This is a genomic window from Edaphobacter modestus (assembly GCF_004217555.1).
GTDB lineage: Bacteria > Acidobacteriota > Terriglobia > Terriglobales > Acidobacteriaceae > Edaphobacter > Edaphobacter modestus.
This window is the reverse complement of sequence record NZ_SHKW01000001.1, coordinates 5,321,547-5,333,421: the sequence shown is the minus strand read 5'-3', so window position 1 is coordinate 5,333,421 and position 11,875 is coordinate 5,321,547. Positions and strand designations below refer to the sequence as shown.

The following is an 11,875-nucleotide window of genomic DNA, read 5'->3' as shown; positions in this document are numbered from 1 at the left end:
ATGTTTTGGGAACAGCATAGGAAACGCAAGGACACGAAGACGCTTCGGATAAGGAAATATTGCAAATAGAAGTTTACGAAACGTCGAATCTGAGACCGAGCGAGGGATATTCCGTTCTATCTGAAAACGTGTGCCTTCAATCAGTCTGTCGTACTTTACTCCAGAGGGACAGGCAGTCATGCAGCCATGCAACCCAAACAATTGTCCATGTGCTGTTCGAATTGCTGATCGAGCTGAGCTTCCCCCTTGGGTTGCTTTTGCCATCATATAGATGCGGCCTCGAGGCGAGTCCATCTCCTCACGCCAAAGAACGTAGGTGGGGCAGGCGGGTAAGGCAGAAGCCGCAGTGAACGCCATCAGAGAGCAGGCTCTTCGATGGCGGGTTATTGGCATCGAAACTACCTTGTTTTGCAGAGCTACTGAATTCGTCCCATGAGTTAGATTGGCCATTACCTGTCTATATTCCCGCGAAGAGCTTTCCTGGATTCAAGATATTATAAGGATCGAATTGACGCTTAATTGACTGCATCACGGACAATGTAGCCACAGGTATATCGAATGCCGGAAGATTGAAGCCTGGGCCGCATTGCAACACTGACACAGTGTTCCCAGAATGCATGTCGTCCGCACTGAGCTTGTGAATGATGGCTTCAATCTTCCCCGATGAGCCACGAAGTGACATATAGTGCAGACCTAGAACCTGAGAGACGCATCGGATCTCAACTGCAGACTGAATGAGTTGCAGTTGATCCAGATATGCGCATATCTGGGTAGGAAGCGTAGAAGCACGGAGGATCGTTGAATCTGAGGTAAATAGGGCTTGCCTCACGGCCCAAGTCCCTTCGGCTGCATCTTCGAGAATTAATCCTTCCCTCTCCCCCTACGCGCGAGATCGATTTATGGTTCGCTTTAGGGTGAGCGTTCAACTTAACATCCAAATAGAACTTTTGTCCATTAAAGCGGGGCTGGACAGCTTGCGTTAGTAGATGGCTCCCCCGAATAGAAGCTAGGAGAGAAGCCAATTCAGAGGCTTTTGACGCAACGATCGTGAAGCTCTGTTCGTGTCGAGGCTGGGGGGTGTAACCGAAAGGTAGCTTCTGTGATCACTCCTAGGGTTCCATAACTACCTGTCAAGAGCTTACAAAGGTCGTCCCCTCGACATTCCTCACTATCTTGCCACCAGTATTAGCAATGGTTCCGTCCGATAGAACAAGAGTCATACCTATTACAAGATCTCTAAGACTACCGTATCCGTGGCGAAGAGCTCCAGAATCGTTTGTGGACAGGACGCCTCCCACGGTGGCTCAATTTTTAAATAAGGAGTCGAGTGCAATGAACTAGCCATGTCTTGCAAGACTTTGTTAGAGTGTCTGCCACCGACAACCTGCTTGTACCGTACAGGTGAGGTCCTGCCCTCGATGCTCGATTAGCTTATTAAGACGAGTGAGAGAGATGTAAATTCGAGGAGCCAACCGACCTCCCCAGTCCAGTTGGTACCGCTCCCCGCGGAGATATCATGAAATTATTATCTTTGCAAAAGAAAGAACGCCCGACACCTCCTTTGTCTCGGAGGGTGATCGTTAGGGTTTTAGGATTATCGACCACTACATGATCTGATCCCACAATCTCGGCGAGCCGCTGCCGAGCACGATCCGAGGCATTCATCAAAAAATCTCCGCGATTCCGCTCGCCTCGACAGGATGAGGAGCGTAGGCTCCACGGGTGCGGTTCGCCGCAAAGACGAGGTGTAGGAAAGCATAAGAAAATGTCGTTCCCTAGAACGAGCCTCCAAATGCGATTCCATCCTAGGATGGTAAAAATACGGACTGCTCCCTCGATTGAGCAGTTCCCTCGCATTCAAAAAAGTAAATATCAAAATCAAAGATGGAAGCATAGATAGGCTTCCCGTCAACTAAAACATGCTGCTCTTCCATGTGCCAGCCGCGAGGTCTTAGGAAAAGTACAGCGGCCTTGTCGTTCAGCTTATAGCTTTTCCCGGTCTGCTGATCTTCAAATGTGATCGTACGGCGAATTGCATCGCATAAATTGATCTGGACCTCTAGGAGATTTCTCCAGAGCAGAGTGGAGGAATCTTCGAAGTCTGCCATGAAGACGTTGGCTCCCGAATTGAGAGCATTTATGATCATCTTCCGATCGACAGGACCTGTGATTTCGACACGGCGGTCGTAGAGATCCCCTGGAAGTGGGCACAACGCCAATTTTCTTTTCGAACATGCCTCGTTTCGGGAAGAAAGTCCGGTTTTTCACCAGCATCCAACTTTCGTTGGCGCGCGATTCGCGCCGCTAACAACTTTTTTCGACGCTCACCAAATCTCCTCTGCAATTGAGTAAAAAAATCTATGGTGGCCGGCGATAAAAGATTGGTAAAGGCGGGTGTCATCGGTGCATTGATCTGCACTCCCGTTGGCATTTCGAGCACAATTGACTCCTGATGAAGAATCAGACGAAGGAGGCTTTCACGTGTAGGTCGAAGTTCGGCTAGTCATCGGAAGTTCCTAGCGTCAGTGCTTCCCAAGAATGGAAATAACTATATGAAACCGTACAGGGGTTTTGTCTACACACAGCCGGCGCAGAGACTTAAGTACTGAAGAGAGCTGGTGATGAAACGCGGAGAGCCTATGCGAATAAAACCACGTCAAACGGAAGTTCCCTGGTTGCCTTCGTAAACAATGACTTGGGATGCTCTTGAGGTTGGGACACAAGCGACTTCAATTCGTTCCGCAATTAAGGTCTTTCCGTGGGCACTCTCTACCAAGCAAGCCCGACGAAAATTTTCGCAGGGGTTCCGATCTAAAGAAGAGTCTGGTACTCCTCTATCACGACTTAAATCATCTTGCGAATAAAGACGAATAGCCTGACGGAGTGCTAAACCGTCAGGCCCTCGGAATACAATTTCTTGGTTCTGCTAGAACATTACCTTCACTGCAAGCTGAATGCTGCGATTGTCACCTGATGTGGCCGATATCTTGCCCACAGTACTCGTGGTGGAGATGTTCGCTTGCGGCTGCGCGAAGATGGGGTGATTGATGATGTTGTAAGCCTCTGCGCGGAACTGCGTGTTGATTCGCTCGAAGATCCGGAAACTCTTGATCGCCGAAAAATCAACCTGTGCAGTACCCGGTCCGCGAAGTACATTACGGGTCACGTTGCCCTGCAAGGTCGGTCCCGGATCGACAAAGGCCGATGGGTCAAACCAGTTGTTAGGGGAAGGATTGCGTCGGACGGCGCTCGCAATAGTCCGACCGGGTGCGAGGTTGACGCGCCCGGGGGTATACGTTCCGAACGTAGCACCGGAGCGGGAGACAGAGAACGGATAGCCGCTGCGGAGTTGAACGGCTGGTTGAATCGACCATCCTCCTGCGAGGACGTTGCCGACACCCTTCTGCAGCATGGCGTGGCCTCTACCGAATGGAAGTTCATATCCGCCGCTCATAACGGCGCGGTGCGGCACGTCAAAACGTGCATAGGAGTAGTCGAAGCCGAAGTCGGTAGCATACGAGGTATCGTTCGCCTCCACCTCGCCCGAGTTGTTGTCCAGGTTCTTTGACCATTGATAGCTGGAAAGAAAGTAGAAACCATTCTTGACGCGCTTTTCTGCTTTGACCGAAAGGCCATTGAAGTTAGCTGTCGCAGCATTGCGACTGGTGAGAACGCCGTGCTGGAATTGTGGGAATGGCCGGACACCTACATTAGTCGTATTGCTGCCTCCGGAGGAAGTGTAGCCGGGAAACAGTGAATCCATGTTCTGGTCATAGCGCTTCCAGAGCTTTCGGGTTGCGCTCGCAGTGTATGCAAGCTCGAAAATGAGGCCGTGACCAAGATCCTGCTGAACGCTTGCCGTCCACTCATAGGTGTAAGGCATGGAGTTATTAGGATTGATGGAGAACGGTGCAGGCAAACCGGCAGATCCGAGCGTAGGATCTGGGAATGCGTTCTGCACGAAGATATTGCTGAGAGATTGTTGATAGTAGAGCGGCGCTGCGTATCGGGTGAACTGCAGTTCGTTGGTGTTGGTATTGTCGAAAAAGATTCCACCGCCGACACGGAAGACAGTTCCCGGATGCGCTTCATAGGCTACGCCGAGACGGGGACCAAACCCTTTTCTCCTCGGCTGAAGGATGCCCGGGCTATAGGTGGAATCAGTGACCACATATGGCAGGAATGCCTGGGGAATGAAGGCTGGAACTTTGCTGTATTTAATCTTGCCAAGAGTAGGATCCAGCGTTCCCTCCAAGCCATTCTGCTCGACGAAGGGCGAGTTGTACTCCCAACGCAGACCGGCATTGACCGTTAAGCCATGACCTAACTGCCATACGTCGCTAATGAAGGCCCCATAGGTGTTGTCTCTGTAGTGACCACGAGTGGTGCCGTAGTTGCCGTTGCAACTGGCGGTGCAATATCCACGGCGATAGTTCTCTAAAGCGGTGTAAAGAAGGCCCGTCGCAGGATTGATCTTAAGCGCGGGATCACATGCACCATTGCTCGTCGAAGTTGCGGCGGTGCAGGGACCGAATGTAAACGCACCATTCCCATTGTTATCAGCGAGCAAGACCACGCGGCGATTTTGATACTGAAAACCAAACTTGAGTGTGTGTTTCCCTTTGACAAGGCTGAGCGAATCACCGACGCTGATGATGTTTTCGTTACCTCCTTGGTTCGTGATATTGTCGAATGTGTTGGTGAAGCCTTGAATCGTGACATTCGCGCGGCCGTATTGCGTGGGGTCTGTTAGACCGGTGACGAACTTCAAGCCTTCCAGCGCCGCGAAATTGGTGCCCGGCTGGTAACCGACTCCGTTTTCAAAGTTGAAGTACATATTGTAGCCGACACGTGCCTCATTCACGATGTTGGGAGTGACGAGGAATGTGTGCCCGAGGACAGCATTGCGGCCAATAAGGGTGTTATTAATCCCGCCCTGAACCGACGGAAGGAATTGATTGGAATTGAAATCAACATACCGCTCAAAAAGCTGGTTGCGCTGCGATAGTGACTGGTCCGCACGAATCGTATACTGGTCGTAATTGTCAGTCGTTGTCTGATAGTTGACGTAGTTGTTGCCGCCCGAGATGTTTGGGTCAATATTCGGAACCGGAATAGTAGGATTTGTGACCTGCGCGAGTGTGTTGCTCGGGTCCGGAGTTCCGAGCTGGGCAGGAGTTGGAAAATTGCCGAATTGCGGAGTGGAACGATTTGTACGTAGACCTTCGTAACCGCCAAAGACGAACAGCCTGTCCTTGATAATGGGAAAGCCAACTGTGCCGCCGTACTGATGACGAGTGAAGTCCGGCTTTGCGCCTGTGTTTGAGAAGTAGTTACGGGCGTCGAAGACGCTGTTGCGGGCAAACTCATACGCGCTGCCGTGGATCTGATTTGATCCCGACTTTGTCACCATCGAAACCACCGCTTGCCCTTGGCCGTACTCGGTGGAGAAGGAGTTGCGGAGCAGGTTGAACTCCTGAATTGTGTCCACATTCGGCTGAATTGACATATTGTTGAAGCGAACGGAACGGATATAGGTTCCGTCCAACACGTAATTGGTGGAACTGCCGCGGCCGCCATCCACAGTGATGAACAGACTGCGTGTACCGAAACGACCTGGGCTACCGGTCTGGCCGGTCTGCGGTGGCGAAACGCCCGGGGCAAGCGTCGCAAGCTGAAGCACGTTGCGGCCGTTCAGCGGCAAGTCGGTGATCTGCTTCTGATCGATAACCTGTCCGACGGTCGCCTCCGTTGTCTGCAACTGGGCAGGCAGTGTGCTCACTTCCACGGTCTCGGTTCTTTCGCCGACGCTCAACGTTACGGAACCGTTCGCGGTCTTGCCGATCTCCACGTCCAGCGAAGGAATCGTGCTGCTCTTGAAACCTTCCTTCTCCACTCGTAAACGGTAGTTTGCCGGCGGCAGGTTTGGAATCGACCAGTCACCGCCGTCGTTGGTTGTAGCACTACGATCGGCACCCGTGGCGTTATTCGTCAGGTGCACCGTCGCACCGGGAACCGTGGCGCCGGTCGAATCCGTTACCCGTCCGACCGCGTCAGAGCTGGAACTGGCCTGACCAAATGCGGGCAGCGTGACTAGACTGGACGTCACAACGGGCCCCGTCGCCATGATCAGAGTGACCGACGCCAGGCGCGCGATACGAAAGATCGCATTCTCATTCGCTGTCACTTTTCGATTCCACATTGATGCTTTGTTGCGCACGTCTGTACTCCTGCTTGTTGAGATATTCACGTTTGAAGCCTCCGAAGTGGCCCGATCAAAACGTCGGGTGTGCCTTGATCTGCCTGGCTGTCTTGGCACGGAATAGCATTTGGAAAACATTTTTTGAGACGTCTCATTTCGCCGGGAATCCTACCCATGGCATCTCAGCACTGTCAAGACAAATTCTTTCCTCGCTCATGTATGGGGGAAATTTCAAGGCCCTTTAAGCTACAAAGAAGCCCTCAACGCTCGTCAATGAGGCTAATCAATGTAATAAACAGCGTCACTGCAAAATGAGCAAAAACCTTCCCGTAAGCGCCTAAAGAAAACGACACTTCCGCCATGGGGCTTGAGCCGCGAGACACATTCGCGAGGAAGATTATTTAACCTGCACGACTGCAACTTCAAATGGCTCCAGCTGCACGTTGGCGCCGTGTAATGTTTTGATGGCAGGCTCCCCGTCCTTTGTTGAGGGCGCCACATAGGACTTCGAAGTCGCTAATGCATTGGTTGGCAGTTCGAGTTCCAGAGAAGTGGAACGCTTGTTAATAACCAGCAACTTCTTGCCTTTGGAAGTAGAAAATGCTTGAACAGCCAAATCGCGATTGCGTTCAGCAGTTTCCACCAAATGGTCACCGGGGCCGAAGTTATCTTTCAGCAACTTCAACACCCAGAAGCGTGGATTCGGTTCCGTGGTGTTGTAATTCATCATACTAACGCTGGGATACTGAGTGGGATAGCCTACAAGTTGTGATTCCCCAACGACATCGATGCCTAGCTTAGCTGCCTCTATGTAAAGGTAGGCATACATTGCACCCGCAAGATTCCAATAACCTTCAGGCTCAGGCTTTGCTTTATAAACTTGGATCCTGTTGCTCTTCGCATCCTCGGGAAGAATTACCCCAAGTTCATTCAAATCAGTCTTCATGTTTGGTGCAAGGCGGTGCTTCATCTGCTCAACATACCTGGCCGTTGCAAGAAAACCGTCCGCTTGGTCGAAAAAGGTGTACTGCATCGCCTCGAACGGCTCGGACTCTGATGGCGAAGCATAGAAGTGGTAGCTAAGAAAATCGAGGTGCGTACCGGGAACGTGGTTTCTGAGATTTAGGAAATATTCATACATTGAGCCATGCATGCGCGGGTACGCCGACGCAACTGCCATAAACCTGATATCCGGATCTACTTTAAGCATCTCAGACGTTACGACGTCGTAAAATTTTGTATAAGCTTCTGGTGCCCAATGGTGCTCTATGTCGACTTCGTTCAGGACTTCCCAATAAGCAAACTTATAGTGGTGCCCAGACTCATGCCACTTGCCGTTCTCGTCAGTAAGGCCTCCCTTTTCATACCAACTCAACAACCGAGCATAGTATTCCGCCGCTTCCTTCATCGTAGGATCCCGCAACTCGGTACCCTGTGTATAGTTCCAAAATACTTGATTTGGATCTTCAGGATAACCGACTGGTTTATCCGTCTTCCAGAGCCAGGCTGGCATCGTGCTGAAGTTCATCACGACAGAGTGGCCTTCCGTCGCTTTCATGAAATCTTCCAACGCGGGATCGATGTATTTGAACTCCCATGAGGTCTTTTCTTTCGTGGGTGGTTCTAATTCAGCAACGGCCTGCTTTGGATAAGGCAGCCAAGGTACATAGCGGACATACTCCGCCCCCAACATTTTTAGTGCGGCGAAGCTGCCATCGTGCATCTTTGAGCCACGAAGCAGCATGGGGTTCACAACAACTTGAAGAGTAGGTGTGGACTTGGATTCGAAAGTGGTCTTAGACCAATCAATTTTTAGATCTGGCTGAGTTGACCCTTGCGCGAATAGCAACGCAGGGGAAATAAAGCAGCCTAATCCTGTTGCTAACACTATAGCGTTCCAATTCTTCATGAATCTCCTCGGAACCACAAGATCTGACGTTCGGAATATCGTCGGGAGAGTAATGAGACAAAGTGAATCTTGGCAATCCATTTTCGACAGTAAATCCTATTCCATAGCATGAAATGACTACCTTCGCAGATCCTCACCGAGGCACCTCAGCAGACTTGGTGGAAGCCGAAGTTCATCAATTTTGCGATCTTGTTCAATTGGCTTCCCCAGTGCCCAATGCCGATCGCACAGTGATGCGCTGGACCTTGTGCATTCCAGGCTTCTACAAAGCCGCGCGCACCCAACGGAAAACGATAGCGACTGTTCGTATTTCCTATCTGCAGAATAGGTCCCGCCACACTCTCGCCTTCCGCCACCAGAAAGGAGAAGCCTTTATTCCTGTCTTCTACAACCGACAGAAGAGTGACCAGGCCATACTTCACTGCCATCTCGACCGAGAGGCCACGTCCCACCTTGCCATGATAGACCTGCAGCGGACGTACGCGAATTCGATCCTGTGCGATGTGTGGATGCCCTGGACCATCGTGTCCCATTAAGACAAGATCATCATTGAAATCCATCGCGTAATATTCCGTGAACGATCCGCCAGCGCCGAGCTCGTCCAGAATCTTCATAGCGAGGACATTCTTAACTTCGTATTCTCCGGCCGTTGTAACGCCGTTACCTGTGAGCAAAGACGTTGCCAGAATAATCGAGCTTAAAGTGTTCTCATTCTCTTCGATGCCCGATCCCATGTAGTAATACGCCAACATATTCAAGGTGTTCTTCGCCACGACCTTGTCCAACGCCACAGCCGTGATTGCGGCACGTTCAAGCTCCTCCTCAGAGCAGTCTTCATCAATCGAAAAGAATCGACGAAACTCTTCGAGCTTCGCCACAATCTCTTCCTTCGGCACATCACGACGCAGACGGCTTAACTGGTCTACCTCGATGACTTCGATGTGCGTGCCGAATCGTCCGCTTATTTGCGCTAAATCGGTCGCAACATCAAGCATCCCGCTGTAGTAATGTCCCATCAGGCCCATGCGGCTATGGCTCAATATCTTTGCGATTCGGGCGGCGGTCAACCACCCCTCAAGATCCTCCCAGCACACCGGATCTTTATGCAATACTCCAGTCACTTGGTGAAATGGAATATCCAATCGCCGAAGAACATTCGTAATCTCAGGTACTGGGCATGAACAGCAATAAGCCAGCCATTCGCTGGTCATCGCCGTGCGACTCGCCATTTGATTGATAGCACCGTAATCGATTGCTGGTTCCGGCTGCAGATTGAGCAGGATCACTGGTACCTTTGCACGTAGAATGACAGGAAGGATCGTTGAGGAAAGAGCATAAGTCGTTACATAAATCAGCAGAATGTCGATGTCCTCTTGCCTACACACATGACCCGCTTCCACCGCCTTCTGCGGACTATCCACAAGTCCCAAAGTAATAACGATTCGCTCTTCACTTTCCAACTTGTCTCGCACGATTGCTAGATAACCGCGTAATCGTTCTTCCAGCCCTTCAAACTGCGGCCAATAAGTCTCAAGTCCGAGTCCGACCAAACCAATACGAAGCCTCTTAAATCTGCTGTCCACTTCAGTCTCCTTTTGAATATTTCGGTCGCTAGTGCAGGTTATGTCTTCACGATCTCAGAAACAGTCTTTTCTCGCCTGACCCGCTAATTCCATGTTTTGGAAAACGAAGAGAGTGTTTCCACCCATTTTTTTTGAGAACCAATGGGCCTCAGGGCCTATCCGCCCATCAAGTTTTGGAAGGGCCGCGCTGAAACAATTCCGCAGCGTGAAATGATAGGATGTGTCCCTACGCAATCGGGCGCTTGGGGATGAAGCATGAAGAAGCACTCCTATGGGAACTCAAACCAAAAAGCGGCAGATTCTGCTTATAGCGTTCAAGCCGTGGAACGCGCATGCAGCATCCTAAAGTGCTTCCGGCAACGGTCACCGCTCACGCTTAGCGACATTGTCAAAGAGACGAAACTAAGCCGTACAACAGCATTTCGTCTACTGGCGACGCTTGTCGACCAGGGCATGTTGGAACGGCCCGCGAAGAACCAATATCGGGCGGCGAGTGACCTAAAGGGGCGAAATCGCCACCGCATCGGCTATGCGTCCCAGAGTGAAGAGTTCTCATTTTCCCGACTTGTCTCAGACAGTATTCGTAGCCAAGCCTATGAAGCAGGCATAGAACTATTGGAACTTAGTAACCGATATAGCCCCACGATAGCGGTTCGTAATGCCGAAATATTTGTTCGCGAACAAGTGGATCTTGTCATCGAGTTCCAGACGAACGAACAGAGTGCGTCAATCATAGCCTCCAAACTTATCGAAGCGGATATTCCTCTGATCGCAATCGACATTCCTCACCCTGGAGCCAACTATTATGGTGCAAATAACTATCGAGCTGGCTTGCTAGCGGGCCGCAGCTTAGCAGAAGCGGCAATTCAACAATGGCGAGGTCAAGTCGATGAAGTGCTATTACTCGAACTGCCTATGGCAGGCCCGCTTCCGCGCTCAAGACTTACAGGCGTACTGGCTGGTATTCGAGAAATTATCCCAAAATTCCAGGATCAAAAAGTTCGATTCCTCGATGGCAAGGGACGCTTTGAAAGCAGCCTTCAGGTCACACGCCGATATCTGCAACGTGTCAATACCAAACACGTACTAATAAGCGCGTTAAATGATCCAAGTTGTCTGGGTGCTCTGCACGCGTTCGAAGAAGCCGGAAGAGGCGCAAACTGTCTTGCCGTCGGGCACAATGCTTCAATTGAGGCTAGGCGAGAGATGCAGCGATCTGGCTCTCGTCTCATAGGATCTGTGGCGTACTTCCCGGAACGTTATGGCGATGCCGTCATAGCTTTAGCATTGGACAAACTTCAGGGCAAGGATATTCCTCCCGCAACATTCGTCCGACACCAGATGATTACCCCTAACAACGTCTCAACATGTTACCCAAATGACAAACTAATTCGAGGAGGAGATGGCGACTCATTGTTATATAGCTGGCATTGAGAATCTAACATCTCAAAATGATCGTCGTCTAATTTTTATTACGCTATCGTGAGATACCGAACGATGATCTCCATGCCAGGCGTTGATTATCTAATTTCATGCAGGGACATGACTTTAAAATATCTGCGTGAAAAATGCTTGAAACCAGGGTATGTTAACGCTAACGCAGCGCTTCGACGATGAGAGCGAAGTTGAGGAAGCCAAGGAAGATCACGTCGAGCTTCTCGAAGCAGCAGAAGATTCCGCGGAAGCCTTTTGAGGCGCCGGAAGAACCGCTCGATCTTGTTGCGTTTTTGTAGAGTGCTCGGTCATAGTCCCACCGCTCGACACGATTAGACCTAGATAGAAGTACCGGTCAAGTATCCTTGAGGCTGCAATATCGAACAGTTCGCTTGAATCTGTATCGCAGAAGCCTAGAGCCTCAAGGACATCAGCGTCTTTTGCGTGATTCTGACACAGTTTGACGAAAGAATAGGATAAGAACACAATTCCAACAAACGCGATGACGGTGAGAATCGTCGATACGAGCATGACACTAATACCACAGTGGTTCTAATCTCTGGTCGCCGTATTTGTTGGCGACACCTTCATATTTCAGGCCACAACCGCTAAAGAAAGCATAAAGACGACCAAAAGAAGAAGGGCGAAGCTCTTGAGCCTCGCCCTTCCCTGTATACCAATTCTCAGAAGTCGAGGCGAAGAGCTAATTTGCCCGTCCGATTACCGGCGTTATAAGCTGTGTGCACG

The 11,875-nt window shown here is 50.7% G+C and carries 7 protein-coding genes and 2 pseudogenes; 1 reads left to right on the top strand and 8 read right to left on the bottom strand.

Annotated elements, in window-relative coordinates:
- Positions 1-457 precede the first annotated feature (457 nt).
- The 7 genes and pseudogenes from BDD14_RS34640 to BDD14_RS22390 form a co-directional block, all read right to left on the bottom strand.
- Positions 458-619 (bottom strand): FAD-linked oxidase C-terminal domain-containing protein, encoded by a 162-nt coding sequence (locus tag BDD14_RS34640; RefSeq protein ID WP_423201813.1) that lies wholly within the window; start codon positions 617-619, stop codon positions 458-460.
- Between the two features lie 511 nt (positions 620-1,130).
- Positions 1,131-1,298 (bottom strand): FAD-binding protein, encoded by a 168-nt coding sequence (locus BDD14_RS34635; RefSeq protein WP_130421388.1) that lies wholly within the window; start codon positions 1,296-1,298, stop codon positions 1,131-1,133.
- A 296-nt stretch (positions 1,299-1,594) separates the two neighbouring features.
- Positions 1,595-1,934: pseudogene (locus BDD14_RS34030) on the bottom strand (hypothetical protein).
- Between the two features lie 209 nt (positions 1,935-2,143).
- Positions 2,144-2,431, bottom strand: coding sequence for a hypothetical protein (locus BDD14_RS34025; protein WP_341273331.1), 288 nt, complete (start codon positions 2,429-2,431; stop codon positions 2,144-2,146).
- 495 nt (positions 2,432-2,926) lie between these two features.
- Positions 2,927-6,187, bottom strand: a complete 3,261-nt coding sequence (locus BDD14_RS22400) for a TonB-dependent receptor (RefSeq protein ID WP_242618132.1) — start codon at positions 6,185-6,187, stop codon at positions 2,927-2,929.
- 412 nt (positions 6,188-6,599) lie between these two features.
- Positions 6,600-8,111, bottom strand: coding sequence for a glycosyl hydrolase family 39 (locus BDD14_RS22395; protein WP_130421386.1), 1,512 nt, complete (start codon positions 8,109-8,111; stop codon positions 6,600-6,602).
- A gap of 146 nt (positions 8,112-8,257) precedes the next feature.
- Positions 8,258-9,694 carry an arabinose isomerase gene (locus tag BDD14_RS22390; protein ID WP_130421384.1) on the bottom strand — a complete coding sequence of 479 codons (1,437 nt, stop codon included), beginning with the start codon at positions 9,692-9,694 and terminating at the stop codon, positions 8,258-8,260.
- Positions 9,695-9,949: 255 nt separating this feature from the next.
- Between BDD14_RS22390 and BDD14_RS22385 the strand changes: the two genes are divergently transcribed.
- Positions 9,950-11,128: a substrate-binding domain-containing protein gene (locus BDD14_RS22385; protein ID WP_130421382.1), complete on the top strand. Its 1,179-nt coding sequence runs from the start codon at positions 9,950-9,952 to the stop codon at positions 11,126-11,128.
- A gap of 160 nt (positions 11,129-11,288) precedes the next feature.
- On the opposite strand, the pseudogene BDD14_RS33180 reads toward BDD14_RS22385, so the two are convergent.
- Positions 11,289-11,483: pseudogene (locus BDD14_RS33180) on the bottom strand (IS5-like element ISCARN85 family transposase); the annotation flags it as partial.
- Between the last annotated feature and the right edge of the window lie 392 nt (positions 11,484-11,875).

Bases quoted from the DNA above. Each gene is read 5' to 3' on its own strand.
- BDD14_RS22395 (WP_130421386.1), bottom strand. From the start codon at position 8,111: ATGAAGAATTGGAACGCTATAGTGTTAGCAACAGGATTAGGCTGCTTT.
- BDD14_RS34025 (WP_341273331.1), bottom strand. From the start codon at position 2,431: ATGCCAACGGGAGTGCAGATCAATGCACCGATGACACCCGCCTTTACC.
- BDD14_RS22385 (WP_130421382.1), top strand. From the start codon at position 9,950: ATGAAGAAGCACTCCTATGGGAACTCAAACCAAAAAGCGGCAGATTCT.
- BDD14_RS34640 (WP_423201813.1), bottom strand. From the start codon at position 619: ATGCATTCTGGGAACACTGTGTCAGTGTTGCAATGCGGCCCAGGCTTC.